Annotated in this window: 13 protein-coding genes; 6 read left to right on the plus strand and 7 right to left on the minus strand. The window is 43.3% G+C overall.

Annotation, left to right across the window (positions count from 1 at the left end; genetic code table 11):
- Positions 1-170: 170 nt before the first annotated feature.
- The gene (locus M917_RS10265) at positions 171-560 is read left to right on the plus strand and encodes a DUF1622 domain-containing protein (protein WP_021814769.1); all 390 of its coding nucleotides are present in this window, start codon (positions 171-173) and stop codon (positions 558-560) included.
- Between the two features lie 42 nt (positions 561-602).
- Here the strand turns inward: M917_RS10265 and dusB are convergent, their stop codons facing one another.
- The 3 genes from dusB to M917_RS10280 all read right to left on the minus strand — a co-directional run bounded on the left by dusB (position 603) and on the right by M917_RS10280 (position 4481).
- The gene (dusB, locus tag M917_RS10270; RefSeq protein WP_084606231.1) at positions 603-1634 is read right to left on the minus strand and encodes a tRNA dihydrouridine synthase DusB; all 1032 of its coding nucleotides are present in this window, start codon (positions 1632-1634) and stop codon (positions 603-605) included.
- A gap of 119 nt (positions 1635-1753) precedes the next feature.
- A complete protein-coding gene (locus M917_RS10275) occupies positions 1754-3799 on the minus strand; it encodes a BCCT family transporter (RefSeq protein WP_021814771.1) in 2046 nt (681 codons plus the stop codon).
- A gap of 241 nt (positions 3800-4040) precedes the next feature.
- The gene (locus tag M917_RS10280) at positions 4041-4481 is read right to left on the minus strand and encodes an HIT family protein (RefSeq protein WP_021814772.1); all 441 of its coding nucleotides are present in this window, start codon (positions 4479-4481) and stop codon (positions 4041-4043) included.
- Between the two features lie 223 nt (positions 4482-4704).
- Between M917_RS10280 and M917_RS10285 the strand changes: the two genes are divergently transcribed.
- The 3 genes from M917_RS10285 (at position 4705) to M917_RS10295 (ending at position 9246) form a co-directional block, all read left to right on the plus strand.
- Positions 4705-5520 (plus strand): hypothetical protein, encoded by an 816-nt coding sequence (locus M917_RS10285; protein WP_021814773.1) that lies wholly within the window; start codon positions 4705-4707, stop codon positions 5518-5520.
- Between the two features lie 190 nt (positions 5521-5710).
- Entirely contained in the window at positions 5711-7597 is a 1887-nt protein-coding gene (ilvD, locus tag M917_RS10290; protein WP_021814774.1) for a dihydroxy-acid dehydratase, read from the plus strand.
- Positions 7598-8001: 404 nt separating this feature from the next.
- The gene (locus M917_RS10295; RefSeq protein ID WP_021814776.1) at positions 8002-9246 is read left to right on the plus strand and encodes a cation:proton antiporter; all 1245 of its coding nucleotides are present in this window, start codon (positions 8002-8004) and stop codon (positions 9244-9246) included.
- 146 nt (positions 9247-9392) lie between these two features.
- Here M917_RS10295 and M917_RS10300 read toward each other — a convergent pair whose 3' ends face one another.
- The 4 genes from M917_RS10300 to M917_RS10315 form a co-directional block, all read right to left on the minus strand.
- On the minus strand, positions 9393-10820 hold the full coding sequence (locus M917_RS10300; protein ID WP_021814777.1) for a serine hydrolase domain-containing protein: 1428 nt from the start codon (positions 10818-10820) through the stop codon (positions 9393-9395).
- A gap of 173 nt (positions 10821-10993) precedes the next feature.
- Positions 10994-11557, minus strand: coding sequence for a beta-lactamase hydrolase domain-containing protein (locus M917_RS10305; RefSeq protein ID WP_021814778.1), 564 nt, complete (start codon positions 11555-11557; stop codon positions 10994-10996).
- Positions 11558-11609: 52 nt separating this feature from the next.
- A complete protein-coding gene (locus M917_RS10310; RefSeq protein ID WP_021814779.1) occupies positions 11610-12527 on the minus strand; it encodes a MaoC family dehydratase in 918 nt (305 codons plus the stop codon).
- Between the two features lie 470 nt (positions 12528-12997).
- Positions 12998-14398, minus strand: coding sequence for a 3-oxoacyl-ACP reductase (locus tag M917_RS10315; protein ID WP_021814780.1), 1401 nt, complete (start codon positions 14396-14398; stop codon positions 12998-13000).
- 551 nt (positions 14399-14949) lie between these two features.
- Between M917_RS10315 and M917_RS10320 the strand changes: the two genes are divergently transcribed.
- Both M917_RS10320 and ppk2 read left to right on the plus strand, forming a co-directional pair.
- Positions 14950-16500: an acetyl-CoA C-acetyltransferase gene (locus M917_RS10320; protein WP_021814781.1), complete on the plus strand. Its 1551-nt coding sequence runs from the start codon at positions 14950-14952 to the stop codon at positions 16498-16500.
- A gap of 221 nt (positions 16501-16721) precedes the next feature.
- Positions 16722-17735, plus strand: a complete 1014-nt coding sequence (gene ppk2, locus M917_RS10325; RefSeq protein ID WP_264629463.1) for a polyphosphate kinase 2 — start codon at positions 16722-16724, stop codon at positions 17733-17735.
- Positions 17736-17826 lie beyond the last annotated feature (91 nt).

The raw sequence follows: 17826 nt of genomic DNA on the forward strand, positions 1-17826 counted from the left end.
GTTCTATTTTAATTAATATTTATTTATAGAATAGCAAAAAACAGAATGTAAAGTGAACAAAACATCAGACGCAGGTGGTTAATTTGAAGATTTTGGAGGTTTGTAGACATATAATAGCGACAGTACTTGTTATTATACTTTTTGCTGACTGGTAACGAGGAGAATATGCTTTGATAGAAATCTTAACCCAATATATTGACTCTATTGCCAAAATCATTGAATTTGTTGGAGTGATGATTATGGTTTTAGGCTTGATTTATGCATTTTATAAAACCATTTCATCGCTTGGTCACTTTACTGATGAAACGTATGTGAGTATCAGACAAGCGGTCGGTAAATCTATCTTGCTGGGGCTTGAGGTGCTAATTGCCGCTGATATCATGGCAACAGTGGTCACTGAGCCGACACTAAAAGATGTGCTGGTACTTGGCTTTATTGTATTAATACGTACCTTTTTGAGTCTATCGCTGCAAGTGGAGCTTGAAGGTCGTTTTCCATGGCAAAGCAAAAAATCTGCATCTGAAAAAAGGTTAAACACACCGCAGGCTGATAAAATATGACGCTCCTAAGCCATTGACACATATCAATTGGATAAAGCCCTACTACTCATGCTCGTGTAAAAAAGCCTCAACTACCCGAAACTGTCCAGCCGTACTTTCCTCACCATACATCGCCTGCCTAAAAGCATTGGAATTGCGGATGCCAGTGGTATACCACGCAATATGCTTGCGGGCTATACGGCAGCCAGAATATTCGCCATAAAAATCATACAGCTCTTGTAAATGCGCCAGTACAATATCTTTTATCTCACTAACACTAGGGGCATCCAGACTTTCGCCCGTACGTAAAAAATGTCCAATATCACGAAATATCCACGGCTGTCCTTGTGCCGCCCGCCCAATCATCACCGCATCACAGCCCGTTAATTCATAAACGCGCTGGGCTTTTTGCGCACTATCAATATCACCATTGGCGATGACTGGGATGCTAATACTTTCTTTGACTTCTCGTATCAGCTCATAGCGCGCTTCACCTGTATACATATCCTCACGCGTACGTCCATGAATGGCAATCGCTGCAATACCTGCTTGCTCTGCTCGCTTTGCGACGCGTAAAATATTCTCTCGACCATTTTCAAAACCCAATCGTGTCTTTAACGTCACGGGAGCATTTACGCTATTTACCGCCGCATCTAACAAACGGGCAACCAAATCTTCGTCTTGCAATAATGCAGAACCTGCCAGCCTACGACAGACTTTTTTGGCAGGACAACCCATATTGATATCGATAATTTGGGCGCCATTATCGATCTGGTAGCGGGCAGCTTCCGCAAGCTTATCTGGCTCAGCACCCGCTATTTGCGCAGAAATTGGCGCAATCTCATTATCGAAATTGGCGCGATAAAGTGATTTTTTGCGGGCATACAGCGCCGTATCAGCGATAATCATTTCGCTGACCGCGTGACCAGCACCGAACGATTTACACAATCGGCGAAAAGGATTGTCCGTTACGCCTGCCATGGGTGCAACCATGAGACGGTTCTCAATCGTTAGACCACCGATGTTTAATGGCTGCAACAATGGATGATCAGCGACAGGTGAAGACGAGAATACAACGGGAGAGTTATTAGGCATAAAAACAGCTTGTATCACGATAGGAACAAGCCGTTATTCTAAGGAATCGTACATATAATGCAAGCTATTCACATTAATAACTTGCGCTGATAGACACTAATTTTTAACCATGAAGCCCATTATTTGTCAAACACACTACCCTGTTCCAACGTGATATCTTCATCATGCTCTTGCATACGCCACGGCAGACTATCAGGTGCCATGTTTAAGAAATGTAGATATTTTTCGAACTGGTCGATGATGTCATTAATGATAGATTCTGATTGATAACCATACAAATCATAGGTTTGACCACCACGGCGCAGATAAACCTCAGCACGATAATGATGCTCTTGTGGCACACTACCTGCCTTATCATCCACATAATAATTAGGCACATCGTGCTCTGATAAACGAACCTCATACCAGAATTCAACATTATCGCCACGTCTTAATTCCAGTACAGCACGATTATTGACTTCATCATAATTGACATCAGGTAGCCAGCCTGTTTCTGCAAACTTCTCTGCCACTTCATTCATCGAGGTTACGACTGTTCCTTTGATATAACTCAGGACTTTCTCGCGCGTTGGCTGATTGGTCATATAATCGATACGATCACGCCATGCGTCGAGTTTGAGTAAATGAGGCGGCAAATGATTGTCATTGGCCAAACTTTGATTGCGATGTCCTTCAATCCGTAGCGCGCGCCACATACCAAATGTCGAAATCAATATAATAATCGCAAACGGTAACGCACTAACAATCGCTGCTGTCTGTAGAGCGCTTAAACCACCCGCTATCAGTAAAACCGCAGCAACTGCGCCTTCAGTGATCACCCAAAATGAACGTTGCCACCATGGTGTGTCACTACGTCCACCTGCCGCCAGCGAATCAATAACTAATGACCCTGAATCCGATGACGTTACAAAGAAGGTAATAATTAACAGAACTGTCAACGAAGATACGATCTGAGTAAATGGTAGGTTTTCTAATAATTTAAACAAAGCGATTGCTTGGTTATTTTGCACTTCGCTAATAAGTGAGTCATAACCATCAACCATAATCATATGGAGAGCGGTATCACCAAAGACTGCAAACCAGAAGAAAGTAAAGAATGTTGGCACCAGCATCACACCAAGCACAAACTCACGAATGGTACGGCCACGGCTGATTTTGGCAATAAATAGACCCACAAAAGGCGCCCATGCAATTGTCCATGCAAAGATAAACAATGTCCAACTACCGATCCAATCACTGGATTGATAGGCTTGCAAGCTAAAAGTACGCTCAACGATATTACCCAAGTAGCTTCCCGTATTTTCCATGAAAGCATTCAGAATAAATATCGATGGACCTACGATAAAGACAAACAACATCAGTGCTGTTGCTAATAGCATGTTTAAGATGGACAACCGCTTTACGCCCTTATCCATACCGGCTAACACAGATACTAAAGCCGCTGCTGTCACTAACGCAATGATGATGACCTGTACCGTCGTACTCACTGGCACCATATTTGGTAGCAAATAATTTAGTCCAGCGTTAATTTGTGCTACTGACAGTCCTAGACTGGTGGCGATACCGAACATCGTACCCACAATCGCAAATACATCGACCGTATGTCCGATAGGGCCATAAATTTTATCACCAATGAGCGGATATAGCGTTGAACGTACGGACAACGGAAGTCCATGACGAAAAGAGAAATATGCCAGCGACAAACCGACTACGCCATAAATCGCCCAAATATGAAAGCCCCAATGAAAATAGGCAATTTGCATGGCTTCTTTTGCCGCTTCAATCGTTTGCGGTGTAGATATCGGCGGACTGGCAAAATGTAATACCGGCTCTGCCACCCCATAAAATAGTAATGCTATGCCGTAACCTGCAGAAAACAACATCGCAAACCATTCAAGAAATTTATACTCAGCTTCGGCATGGTCAGGGCCAAGCTTGATACTGCCATAGGGCGAAAACGCTAAGGCAATAATAAACATCAAAAATATAGCAACTGCCAACATATAAAACCAACCGAAAGTATCGGTGGTAAACGCCAGTACAGTACTAAATAACTCGCCAGCCGCTTCTGGATTGATAGCGGTGCCAATCACTAGCAACAGCATAATAGCAGCTGCGGGTACGAAGACTGGCAGCAAAATGGTGGAGCGAGGTAATTTACTCATAAAAAATAATTTCCTCAAAAGAGTAACAATGAAAGATAATATTATCGGTGAGTTTATTCAAGTCGCTCTAATATTTATCACACTCTTTCCCTAAACCCCAGATAAGCCTTAGTTTTGTAACATTACTTTAACGAACATTACATCAATATTACTAAACAATAAAAAAGGCAGCTAGTAAGCTGCCTTTCGACTCATTATAGGAAAAGCTGATCATTAGGCTAATAATAAGCCTTCAATGGAATTAACTTTCGATAGCCGTAGCAAGCTTTTTAGCCATATCAGCCAGTTGATTGCTCTCTACTTGTGTCACAGCATGACGACCTAACTCATGGATACTCGATGGTATCAGATGCACATGATAATGAAAAACCGTCTGCCCAGCTTGTGCGCCATTTAACTGCATCTGAATGATGCCTTCACGCTCAAATACCTGACGCTGTGCTCGCATCACTTTTTTGCAAGTCATCAAAACAGCCGCAGCATACTCAGGTTCAAGACCTGCCAAATCAATGGCTTTTTGCTTAGGTATAACCAGTACGTGGCCTTTTGCTTGTGGCATGATATCCATAAAAGCTAGCGTTTTATCATCTTCATAGACTTTATGATAAGGGATATCACCATTTAACATTTTGGCAAAAATGTTGTTGTCGTCATAAACAGTCTGTTGAGTGGCTTGAGTCATTTTTGTTCCTTTGGTTATTTATTGATTAATTAATAGTTATTTAACAATTTTTAGAGTGGATTCGTCTTCATTATAGTGGACGAAATACCACTTGAGCACAAGGTAGCATAGTCTGGGTCATAAAAACCATAAACCGTATGCGTGCAGTATGGCTCACTAATTTATTGGCGAGTCAGGCGCTTAAAATGTTATATTAGTGCCCTACTTTGATGACACACTTTTTATGGATTTGACTGCCTTGCCGACCAATACATTAGATAGCCTAGATAATACTGACACTTATGTAGCACCCAATAATAAGACATTTTTAGCGGATAGCGATGTGCCTAATACCTCTGTGCTTAATAATGCTGAACTGGCTCAATCAACAGCTGAAAGCAGCTCTCAGAAAATTGATCCCAATGCCATTATCCTAGCAGAAGCACTGGCTGATAAAGCCATCAGTTGGCAGATACACAACTGTAAAATCATCAAAAAGACGGTCACTCAAGACTTACCTCTGCCGTTTTTGTATCACTACGACAGCTTAGATGACGCTGTTAAACAAACGCATCCGTTAACACCTACGCTATTAACCCAATTTAATACCTCTATGACAGCCAGTCAAGCCGCTCGGCTGATTGGCATTGAGGAAGCATTATTATCCAGCCCTTGGCATGTAAAGGTAATAGGCTCATTGGTCGTATTTAGCGAAGCATTACAATTGGCGGTACGTTTGCACTGGACCAATACTGGCAAAGAAACGCAGCAGATTTATACCAAAAACGAGGCAGATGCCATCACCATCGCTTTTAAAGACTGGCAGTTTTTTGGCCGTGTCGATGTTCTCTATAAAAATGACAAACAGACGTTAATAAGTATCGATGAACAAAGCCGCAGCACTGAAGCACCGCTGACTGAATCCCTGCTAACCATTGATGCCAGTAGCGACTATCAACAGTTATTGAATACTCATGCGTTGGCAGTCATTGTCAGGTTAGAGGCGGACAAAGCTGAGCTGCCTTGGTTTGATAAAGCCATACTAGAGCGCATTGAATAGCGCTTTTTCTGTCTATTTTATTCTGATCAAACCACCATTCTCCTCCATTATCTTAGTTACTCATATCTAATGGTATGGTTATCAATTAGTATAATTCACTAGTACTCAAACTATATAAAAAGCACACTATCAATATCACAGCTGAGGATGTATATTTTTACCAACCTCGCCTATTTGTAAGGAATATCACATGGATTATCGCTCAAAAACCTCCACTGGCGGTCGTAATATGGCAGGTGCTCGTGCCTTATGGCGTGCAACTGGCATGACTGATGGCGATTTTGGCAAACCAATCATTGCCATTGCCAACTCTTTCACTCAGTTTGTACCAGGTCATGTACACCTAAAAGATCTTGGACAACTGGTCGCACGCGAAATTGAAAAAGCAGGCGGCGTCGCCAAAGAGTTTAATACCATTGCGGTCGATGATGGCATTGCCATGGGACATAGTGGCATGTTGTACTCATTGCCAAGTCGTGACCTAATTGCTGATTCTGTCGAATATATGGTCAATGCTCATTGCGCTGATGCATTGGTGTGTATCTCCAATTGCGATAAAATCACTCCAGGTATGCTAATGGCCGCGATGCGTCTTAACATTCCAGTGGTATTTATTTCAGGCGGACCAATGGAAGCAGGCAAAATTTTAGCCAGTACTGTGGGTAAGAGCCACAACACTGATAGTAATGACAGTAGTGCTGTTCGTAAACTTGACCTCGTCGATGCAATGATGGACGCCGCTGATGACAGCATTAGTGATGAGGATGTGGCTGCTATTGAAGCCTCAGCCTGCCCAACTTGTGGTTCATGCTCTGGTATGTTTACTGCCAACTCAATGAACTGCTTAACTGAAGCGTTAGGATTGGCCTTACCAGGCAACGGCTCGCTACTCGCTACCCATTCGCTGCGTCGCGAGCTATTTTTAGAAGCTGGACGCACCATTGTCTCGCTTGCCAAACGTCGCTATGAGCAAGATGATGACTCTGTGCTGCCACGCTCAATCGCGAGCAAAGCTGCATTTGAAAATGCAATGACCTTAGATATCGCAATGGGCGGCTCGACCAATACTATTTTGCACTTACTGGCAGCGGCGAACGAAGCAGAAATTGACTTTAAGATGCACGATATTGACCGTTTAAGCCGCGGTGTGCCATGCCTTGCAAAAGTAGCCCCAGCTTCGCAAAAATACCATATGGAAGATGTGCATCGTGCGGGCGGCGTCTTTGCACTATTGGCCGAGCTTGATCGTGCCGGATTACTAAAGACTGGCGTACCAACCATTCATAGTGAGACAATGAAAGAAGCGATTGATAAATGGGACATCATGAACCCTGACAATCATGAGGCACGCGCACGCTTTTTGGCAGCACCTGGTGGTGTACGAACCACTGAGGCATTTTCACAATCAAAAGAATGGTCAAATCTCGATGTCAACCGTGAGTCAGGTTGTATTCGTAGTGCCAAGCATGCCTACTCAAAAGATGGTGGCCTTGCCGTACTTTACGGTAATATTGCCGAGCGAGGTTGTGTGGTCAAAACCGCAGGCGTTGATGAAAGCATTTTAACCTTTACCGGTCGTGCACGTATTTTTGAATCCCAAGACGATGCGGTCGCTGCCGTTTTAGCCGACGAAATCGTCGCGGGTGACGTGGTCATCATTCGTTTTGAAGGACCAAAAGGTGGCCCTGGGATGCAGGAAATGCTTTATCCAACGACTTATCTTAAGTCAAAAGGTCTGGGTAAAGAATGCGCACTACTCACGGATGGTCGTTTCTCTGGTGGTACGTCAGGTTTGTCAATCGGTCATGCCAGCCCTGAGGCCGCTGAAGGTGGTGCTATTGGTCTGGTTGAGGAAGGCGACAGCATTCACATTGATATTCCAAACCGTACCATCAACATGCAGGTGAGCGACGCAGAGTTGGCCGCACGCCGAGAAGCAATGGAGGCACGTGGCCGCAATGCGTGGAAGCCAGTCAGTCGTGAGCGTCATGTCTCTCCTGCGCTACGTGCGTATGCTGCTATGACCACCAGCGCTGATACTGGTGCGGTACGTGATGTCAGTCAGGTTGAGCGCTAAGCCCAACATTTCAATCATGATTTTTTAGCATATGCTTGTAGAATGACACTAAACCTATAATGATCTGAAGCCTGCACTATGCAGGCTTTTTTTCACCCAAAAACAACACAGCGGCCGTTTTGATAACGATTTTTTGCAGTAATAGAATTTTCTTTGCGTCATGATAAGGCTTCTTGATGACTATTATTTTTATTTCTAAAAAATATAGTCGATCATAAATAAAATGGATACACAGTATTATGACGCAGGACTGAGACAAATTTTTTGTAGCCTTCGTCTGTGAAGGCACAGCAAGCAAGAAAAATTTGTATCAGTCCTGCTGACTCTATTTTATATTGACCTAACTATAGCTCTTTAATAGCACAAAACAGTCTTTCACCAATATAGTGGCCGGCATAAAACTTATGATTGAAAACTACAATTTATTCTTATTGATCTGCGGCATCGCTTTCTTATTTGGCGCGCTATTTCCTATTCTATTTAAACGAACTCCTATCTCCTTGCCCATGTTACAAGTGACGTTGGGGGCAATAGTAGGCTACTTTTGGATTACGCTGACTTTTTTAGACCCCATAGAAAATGGCGTGGTCATCGAAAAGCTTACTGAGTTTGTTGTGATAGTCTCACTGGTTGGTGCAGGTATAAAGATTGATACGCCCCTATCTTGGCGATTATGGCGGCCTACGGCACGCCTTTTACTGATTACCATGCCGATTGGTATCTTTTCGATGGCAGTATTGGGGTATTATGCCTTTGGATTGAGTCTCGCAGCAGCAATTTTGCTGGGTGCTGCATTGGCACCAACAGATCCAGTATTGGCATCTAGCATTCAGGTAGGCCCGCCCAATACAGGCCGTGAAGACACACCTCGCTTCACCTTAACGTCAGAAGCAGGATTGAATGATGGGCTGGCTTTTCCATTCGTATATTTAGCCATAAAAATGGCAGAAGCTTTTAGCGAAGGCAATCGTTTTACTACTGAAATGCTTTGGTCATGGTTTACCCACGATGTCTTGTGGAAAATTGGCGCAGGTTTGGTGGTTGGTATTATCGTCGGTAAACTCATGGCCAAGCTGATATTTTCGAAATATAGCGGAGATACTGCTATTTCCCAAGGTTATGTGGTCATTGCTCTCACATTGGTCGCTTATGGGCTAGCAGAATTTGTACACAGTTATGGCTTTATCGCGGTATTTATCGCAGCATTTGCCTTTCGTCGTTCAGAGCATGAACACTCTTATCATCAAAAGCTACACGACTTCGCAGAACAATCAGAAGGCTTGCTGATGTCATTAGTATTGGTCACTTTTGGTATATTTATCGGTCAAGGGTTACAATCTGGGGTTGAGCTTACATGGCGCGTCTATGTCGTCAGCTTTGCTTTTTTGTTATTCATTCGTCCAATCGGTGGCTTCATTGCGCTATCAGGACTGAATCTTCCGCGCACCGAAAAGTACGCGATATCAGCATTAGGTATCCGCGGTATTGGCACGTTATATTACTTATCCTATGCTCTCAATCAAGGCTTTTTCGGTGAGGAAGATGCGCTCAAATTGTGGATCGTTTGTTCTATTGTTATTTTGATCTCAGTATTTATGCATGGCCTCAGCGCGACAAGACTGCTTAAAATGACACCGAACAAATCCTGATAATTATTTTCTTAAGCACCATTCTATGGTCTCCGTTCAATAGCCGCTGTTTACGAAGGAGACTGGGATAGATTTTCTTGCTTACTGCGTCTTTGCAGACAGAGGCTACAAAAATTTATCCTAGTCTCTCTTTTATATTGATCTGACTATATGTCATCTATGAGACTCAATACCGTTTCTGTTAGCGCAAACTGACGAATATCATGAAGCATCGTGGTATCAAAATTGTGAATAAAAGCAAATGACAACTGACGTTTGGGATCGCACCAAGCAACCGAACCGTTATAACCCATATGTCCAAAACTTGACCATTCAGAGTCCATGGTATTAGCCTCCTTATCAGAGCAAAAGTGAAACACTCTATGATAACCCAAGCGCCAGTACATTTTTGCTGGCATGACGGCGTCTAAACCTGCGACTTGTGATACAGACAATTGCTTAACGATTTCATTATCAATGAGCGTTTGTCCTTCCCAAATGCCGCCATTGGCCAACATCGCATAAATGGTTGCCAATGCCTGCGCTGAAGCAACACCATTGGCCGCTGGAATGACCGCTTGTAACGTCGCACGATCGTGATAGTCGAGCGTATTTTTATTATCGGGAATAAGCGCCGCCTTATAGTTCTTTAAATTGAGGTGATTTTTGTTAAAATATAGGCTGTTAATCTGCATGGTATCCAGTACAGGCGGCTTATCATCAGATAGCTTGATTTTGTCGTTATCTTGGTCATGGTGAGCTGCCGCTTGGTTTTCTAACGTGTGCTGTTGCCAACACGAATAGCTGGGCAAATTTGCATAAGTGTTTAAGGTATTTTGAGAGTCTACTTTTAAGGTAGGCTTATGGCGTCTATTACGTAACGTCAGTGGCGCAGGATTGTCATCAACTAACCCGCCAAAGTCTCTGGCCAGTGTCGCTACTTTCGCGATTTTTTTATCAGGCACACCAAAATAGCAACTGTCCGCAATACCTAAAGGCGTGGTTAGGTATTGGCTTAATGCTTCGGCCAGCGACATATCAGTCACTGCCTCTATTACCCCGCCTAATACCCAGCCATATATCAACGCACTGTAAGCACTATCATACGATTCGGCATTGTCGGGTGGCGTTATGGGCATTGCAGCAACTTTGTTTAGCATGGTATGCCAGTCAAGTATGATTTCATTATCGACATCGATACTCTGAATTGAGAATAAATTGGCTTGATGTGACATGACGCTACGCAAAGTGATGGTTTCTTTGTCTTGTGCTGCAAATGCAGGCCAATAGTTGGCAATAGGCACATCATAATCGAGCATCTGCTGGGAGACCAGTACATGAATCAGCGTTGCCAATACGCCTTTACCCGTCGAAAAATTAATTGCCAACGTATCAGGTTGCCACGACACATCAGAACGTGCCATGCCGATGCTCACCTCAGCAATACACTTGCCTGCTTGATAAACAACCACAGCACCACCTGCTGGCCCACCATCCAATTGTAAATCCATCAATAATTGCTGTAAGCGTTGCTGAAGTGCTTCATTGATTTGCTTATCTTGGTTCTGATTGTTGTTTTTATGATTGTCGGTCATGACTTTGCCGCTCCCTCTTTATAAAATAACTGGGTATAGTAAACCACACTGGCCCCTAACACCTATTGGTACTTACGCTACTTAGCGTTCATATGATAAATATAAATAGAGTATTTGCTCATAAAAAAGGCCACCTATAGGTCGCCTTTTTGTTACTCAGTAATGATGATGCTTTAACGTGGTACTAGCAAACGCTTATAAACTTCATCTTCAAGCTTGGTCAAGCCATGACTGCGACCACGCTCCATAGCCGTGTCCATCTTACGACCACGTAGCCAGCCTGCTCGTAGTGCAATCGCTGCACCCACTCTATTACCTGATCCACAGTGCACGGCTATTTTTTTACCATGATGTTGACGCAATATATTATCAAACGCCAAAATTTTGAGCTGCTTTAAGTCTGCAGCGCCATTGATAGGCAGATGCTCATACTGCATCCCTGCGCGCTCAACCGCTGCTGATTCATCAAAGCTCAACTCGTCATCAGGCTGTAAATTAATCACCAGTTCAATCCCCGCTTTCGCTAAAGCGACAACCTTTGTGTCGTCAAGTGCGCCGCATACTATGGTGTTGGCATCAGGACGAAAATATGGGTCAATAACAGCAGCAAGATCCACGCCATTATCAAGCGCGCTATCGCCGATAGCATTATTACTGCTACCAGTATCATTGGCAGTATCAGTCATTACTGAGTTATCAGATAGCTTCAAACTTGTTGCGTCTTTATGTGAAGTCATAATAATAAGTATGTTCGTTAAATATGGCTATTAAGATAAAAGTTGTCTCATACTATTTGCTGTTGCTCTGTAATCTAACAACGCCAGCCAGATGCGGCTTGTCATTTTTTGAGCTATATAAACCAAATGCACACGTGTCTTCTGCGTTCTCAAGCTGCGCCACTGGATCAGCGATAAGCTCTACCTCAGCTGGCAAAAAGATAGGCAGCTTAAATGACACGTCAACCGTACATGCGTCAGGTAGCTCGTCCATCATGGCAAGGCACTTGGCCTTTGACCACATACCGTGAGCAATCGCCTTAGGAAACCCAAATGCGCGAGCAGATAGTGGATGCAAATGGATAAGGTTAAAATCGCCTGAAACAAAGGCATACCGACGGCCGATATCTTCTGGTACTTCGAAGATACTATGTACCCCTTTCTCGTTGACCAATGGCTTGACGGTTACTGGGCGCGGCGTACTTTTTTTGTCCTGACTGCTGCTAGGCTTTTTGCTACGAGATAGATAAGTAGATGTCCCCTCCCATACCACTTCGTTCTCTGATTTGACCGTCGTCACAAAGTCAAACTGTTGCCCTTGAGCATGGTCACGTAAATTGTCAAAAGTGACTGACATAGCGACCGTTTCGCGCTCACCAACAGGACGGTATTGAGTGACGCTATTTTCAACATGCACCAAACCCAACATAGCAAACGGGAACGGCTCTTTGACCATCATATTCATTTGCAGCGCTTGCGACAGTACAGAAAAATAAGTAACGGGCACTTTGCCATTATCAGCAAAACCACAGATCTTGCGATAGTCGTTTAAATTATCCTGCTCGATATGCAAATCATCCACATAATAAGTTGCTTGTGGCAATTGATCTTTACTAATTTTGCCACTATTACCGATCGGTAGTAAACTTTTTACGATATTGGCATAGGTAGTATGCGCTTTTGGCAACGCATCATAATGTTTGTCTGACATAAATAAATCCTAAGTGGGGCTTGAACAAATTTTCTGGGTGCATGTAGAGGCGCTATGAATACGTGGATTAAGCTCTAGCAATAAGCAATGTCGTAAGTACTATGTTTAATTCATTGCATAAGCGACTATATAGTCGGTGCTAAATAAAAGTGATATACGATATTATAACGCAGGACTGATACAAATTTTTCTTGCTGTGCTTACGCAGACAGAGTTTATGACAAATTTGCACCAATTCTGCTGACTCTTATATTGACCTAACTATAACAGCAGAAAACGATCTGGCGTATGGTTTCTGTGTTTTTATCATAAAAAAGCCACCCTTGGGCAGCTTTATTACAATTTATCAGCAATTCTTTCGTAAGCATATGTTAGATAAATTAAAAATAATGCGCTATATCATAAAGTTATCAAAAGCGCGATTAACATCTACCCCTACTAAACGATCAATACTATGTATTTAATGAATGCTATGCACCAAGTAAGCTTTGACCACAAACACGTACGGTATTGCCGTTTAAGCCGCCAGAAGCAGGTGATGCCAACCATGCAATGGTTTCAGCCACGTCTACTGGTAAACCGCCTTGACTCATTGAGTTCATACGGCGACCCGCTTCACGAATAGCGAATGGAATGGCTTCTGTCATTTGCGTTTCGATAAATCCTGGTGCGACTGCGTTGATTGTCATGCCTTTTGCGTTGTCTTCTAGTTGTTTTGCCGTAGCATCAACCAAGCCAATAACGCCCGCTTTAGAAGTCGCATAGTTGGTTTGACCCATGTTACCGGCGATACCTGAGATCGAAGATACGCAAACGATACGGGCATTTTCTTTGAGGACATCATTATCTAATAAGTAACGGTTCAGCTTAGCGATACTGCCTAAATTGATATCGATTACCATATCCCACTTTTTTTCGTCCATGTTTGCCAGCGTTTTATCACGTGTCACACCCGCATTATGAATAATCGAGTCCAGACCACCACGTTTTTGTGCCGCATCTGCGATTTGGGCGCCCGCGTCGTCACTGGTGATGTCAACCGTTAAAGCAGAGCCACTGATTTCGCTAGCGACTTTTTGTAGGTCAGACTGTTGCTGTGGTACATCCAGACAGATAACGTGTGCGCCTTCACGCGCTAATACACGAGCAATTGCTTCACCGATACCGCGGCTTGCGCCAGTAACCAGCATAGTTTTACCGCCTAGCGGTTGATTCCAATCGACATCCACTGAATCTCCTTTGCTCACACGAACGACTTGACCTGAGACATAAGATGAACGGGCTGACGTAAAAAATCTTAACGTCGAATCTAGATTTTGTTCAGCACCTTCTGCGACATAGATAAGTTGGGCAGTCACGCCGCGCTTAAACTCTTTACCAACTGATTTCACAAACCCTTCAAGCGCACGCTGCGCCAAGGCAGCTTCGATATCCGTGATATCCTCTGGTGGGCGACCAACGATGATGACTCGGCCTGATTTTTCTACGCGGCGAGCCACACTGTGAAAAAACTCATATATTTCTTTAAGCTGGGCTGCATTACTGATATTACTGGCATCAAACAATAAAACTTTAAATTTATCATCGCCACCCGTATTGGCTTTTGCTTCTATGCCCGCATCCGCAAGAGCGTCTTTGATATCATCACGACTATTCACAAACACTTCAGCATGGACATCTGACAAGATACGCGCTACTGACTCGCTGACACTTTTATCTTCACCATCAGCACGACCAACCAACACACTACCACGTACCAAACGCTCACCACTCTCGAAACGATCGAGAGTGACTGGCAAAGGCAAGCCTAAATTTTTTGCAACTTTTTTGCCAATAGAAGACTGAACAAAATCACCATAACGGTCTGACATAATATAATCCTATAGCTGATGGTTAAATAAGAGTAAACAGTGAATAAAATGCACCTATTACATAGGCGTATCAACATCATAATTATCGATATAAAGTAAATGAGGCTAAAACTGCCTTAACTATACACTTTCATCATAAACAAGTCCAAAAACCACTAATGTCTATAACAATCTGTAAACAAGCTAGTATACAAGAGGGCAACTTTTTCTAGCACCTGAAAATATCATATTGTGCTAATATTAAACGTATAAGTTATGGGGAACGTAATTATTGATAACAATATATTATCAAATATGCGGTTATGCAATATCATTATTCAAGACCACCTAGTTTAATAAGATAGCATCTGTGGGTAGCAATCTTGTTCTTGACCGTTTACGAGCGTCACATAATTTGCCAAAGATATACATTAAGACAGTAAAAATCGTTTTATCTTAAACAGTTATACAGCACAATAAATGCTAGCATTCGCTTATGTTTTTTTTGATAACCTAACAATCATTTTTAATATTACCTTTCTTTTTCTACCTATATTTTTAAGGATAACATTATGAGTAACAAAAACAATCATCCTGATAGCCCCGTTGTTGAAAGCACTGTCATAAAAGTCAATGATACAAAAAATAATGACAAAGACACAGCAGCCATTGATACCACTACTAGCTCGAATGCCCCTACCAGCTCAAAGTCTGCTGACGTGGCGTCTCCTAATAAATCAGACAGCACCAAAAAAGACACAGCCGAAGATAAAGCAACAACAGTGGCAAGCAAAAAACCTGCAACAACGGCTAAAAAATCTAGTAAAACTAAGGTTATCTCAGGTCAAAACCGTGTGGCTATCTTAGGTGGCAACCGCATCCCATTTGCTCGCTCAAACGGCTCATACGCTGACGTCAGCAATACAGACATGCTAACAGCGGCTCTAGATGGCCTGATTGAACGCTATAACCTGCAAGGCGAAGTCGTAGGCGAAGTCGTGGCTGGTGCAGTCATGAAACTAAGCCGCGACATCAACCTCACTCGTGAAGCCACTCTAAACACAGCACTCAATCCACATACACCAACTTATGATATCTCACAAGCGTGTGGTACTGGCTTGCAAGCGACCTTTGCCTCTGCCAATAAGATTGCACTCGGTATTATCGACTCAGCCATTACGGGCGGTGTCGACACCACCTCTGACGCTCCTATCGCGGTTGGCGATGGCCTGCGTAAAGTCCTTATCAAGCTTGGTGCGGCAAAAGACAACAAACAGCGTCTAAAAGCCCTAATGGGTCTGAATCCAAAAGACTTGATTGATTCCCCACAAAACGGTGAGCCACGTACAGGTCTATCGATGGGCGATCACCAGGCGATTACCACGCTTGAGTGGAATATCAGCCGTGAGGCACAAGATGAGCTTGCTTTTAATAGTCATCAAAACCTTGCCCGTGCCTATGATGACGGTTTCTTTGATGACTTAATCACCCCATACAAAGGTCTGACTCGTGATAACAATTTGCGTCCAGATACCACGCTAGAAAAACTAGGCAAATTAAAGCCCGTGTTTGGCAAAAAGAACGCCCATCCAACGATGACAGCGGCCAACTCTACTCCCCTCACAGATGGTGCTTCTTGTGTACTACTGGGTACTGATGAGTGGGCAAAAGAACACGGCCTAAAACCACTGGCTTACATTGTTCATCAAGAAACAGCAGCGGTTGACTTCATTGGCAAGTCTGGTACGACAGAAGGTCTACTAATGGCACCAGCCTATGCTGTACCACGCATGCTTGAGCGCGCTGGTCTGACATTACAAGATTTTGATTTTTATGAAATCCATGAAGCGTTTGCTTCACAAGTATTATCGACACTAGCGGCTTGGGAAGATGAAAAGTTTTGTGAAGAGCGTCTAGGTCTTGATGCGCCACTCGGATCTATCGATCGTAGCAAATTGAACGTGAATGGCTCTTCATTGGCTGCTGGCCATCCATTTGCAGCCACTGGCGGCCGTATCTTAGCGACTGCTGCTAAGTTACTGGATCAAAAAGGCTCAGGTCGAGCGCTGATCTCCATCTGTGCAGCGGGTGGTCAAGGCGTAACTTGCATTCTAGAAAAATAGTTCTTTAGCCGCTAGATAAGTAGCATTTAAATCTTAAACCACCTTCTAATCTATAGATTAGAAGGTGGTTTTTTTTGTCTATACTTTGTTATTATAGAAACGGTCTAGATAATAATCTCTTAAAAAAGCCGATACGCCAAACAAAGGTAATATTTATGCGTAAGACAAAAGTTTTATTAAAAAAAATAAGGCAAGTCATTTTTGGCTCGGAAGAATTGGTTATGACAAAACCCTATGTAACACCTGATTTTCAAGCTTTAACGACTAAGGAGCACTTAGATCAGTACAATATGGAGCAAGTCATCCTTTCTGAACGTATCGAAAAAGAAGTTCTTGATGATGAACTGCGTCGGAAAATGCACCAAGACTTAATCGATACGTACGATGAAGAGCTTGAAAATGAAGTCGATGATTACATACGTGATTTTCGTTTTAACGGCTATGAGATGAGTGAGCAGGAAAAATTTGATCGTCGTATGTATTTTCAAGAATTGGTGCGGCTACAGCGAGAGCTTATAAAGTTACAAGATTGGGTGGTCGATCGCGGTGAACGCATTGTGGTGATATTTGAAGGGCGTGACTCTGCTGGCAAAGGCGGCGCGATTAAACGTATTACTCAACGCCTAAACCCGCGCGTTTGTAGAGTGGCTGCCTTACCTGCACCTACTGAACGCGAGCAGTCACAATGGTATTTTCAGCGGTATGTTGCTCAGCTGCCAGCTGCTGGCGAGATTGTCTTATTTGATCGCAGCTGGTATAACCGCGGAGGCGTTGAACGAGTCATGGGGTTTTGCACCGATGCGCAGTACGAGGAGTTTTTTCAATCAGTACCTGATTTTGAACGTATGCTAGTACGTTCAGGTATTCGTTTGGTCAAGTATTGGTTTTCAATTACTGACGATGAGCAACATTCGCGCTTTATGAGCCGTATTCATGATCCCCTCAAACAATGGAAGCTCTCGCCAATGGACCTACAATCGCGTCGGCGCTGGGAGGATTATACCAAAGCAAAAGAAACCATGTTTGAGCGATCTCATATTCCTGAAGCACCGTGGTGGGTTGTTGAAGGGAATAGTAAGAAACGCGCCAGACTAAACTGTATTGCCCATCTACTCGAACAGATTCCTTATAAGGAAGTGCCTCGTGAAGAGGTCGAACTACCTGAGCGTAAACGTGATGATGAATACTACCGCGAACCCATTCCAGATGATATGTATGTGCCACCGCGTTACTAGGGTGCGCTGATATCTACTTAATCTTATTTCGCTTATAAAAAAAGCAACCTTATAAAATATAGGGTTGCTTTTTTATAGCGCTACTTATTTA

It is taken from the genome of Psychrobacter aquaticus CMS 56 (assembly GCF_000471625.1).
Taxonomy (GTDB): Bacteria; Pseudomonadota; Gammaproteobacteria; order Pseudomonadales; family Moraxellaceae; genus Psychrobacter; species Psychrobacter aquaticus.

Excerpts from the sequence above, each read along its gene's own strand:
- M917_RS10280 (WP_021814772.1), bottom strand. The coding sequence starts at position 4,481 with ATGACTCAAGCCACTCAACAGACTGTTTATGACGACAACAACATTTTT.
- M917_RS10310 (WP_021814779.1), bottom strand. The coding sequence starts at position 12,527 with ATGTCAGACAAACATTATGATGCGTTGCCAAAAGCGCATACTACCTAT.
- ilvD (WP_021814774.1), top strand. The coding sequence starts at position 5,711 with ATGGATTATCGCTCAAAAACCTCCACTGGCGGTCGTAATATGGCAGGT.
- M917_RS10285 (WP_021814773.1), top strand. The coding sequence starts at position 4,705 with ATGGATTTGACTGCCTTGCCGACCAATACATTAGATAGCCTAGATAAT.
- dusB (WP_084606231.1), bottom strand. The coding sequence starts at position 1,634 with ATGCCTAATAACTCTCCCGTTGTATTCTCGTCTTCACCTGTCGCTGAT.
- M917_RS10275 (WP_021814771.1), bottom strand. The coding sequence starts at position 3,799 with ATGAGTAAATTACCTCGCTCCACCATTTTGCTGCCAGTCTTCGTACCC.
- M917_RS10320 (WP_021814781.1), top strand. The coding sequence starts at position 14,950 with ATGAGTAACAAAAACAATCATCCTGATAGCCCCGTTGTTGAAAGCACT.
- M917_RS10300 (WP_021814777.1), bottom strand. The coding sequence starts at position 10,820 with ATGACCGACAATCATAAAAACAACAATCAGAACCAAGATAAGCAAATC.
- M917_RS10315 (WP_021814780.1), bottom strand. The coding sequence starts at position 14,398 with ATGTCAGACCGTTATGGTGATTTTGTTCAGTCTTCTATTGGCAAAAAA.
- M917_RS10305 (WP_021814778.1), bottom strand. The coding sequence starts at position 11,557 with ATGACTTCACATAAAGACGCAACAAGTTTGAAGCTATCTGATAACTCA.
- M917_RS10295 (WP_021814776.1), top strand. The coding sequence starts at position 8,002 with ATGATTGAAAACTACAATTTATTCTTATTGATCTGCGGCATCGCTTTC.
- ppk2 (WP_264629463.1), top strand. The coding sequence starts at position 16,722 with ATGACAAAACCCTATGTAACACCTGATTTTCAAGCTTTAACGACTAAG.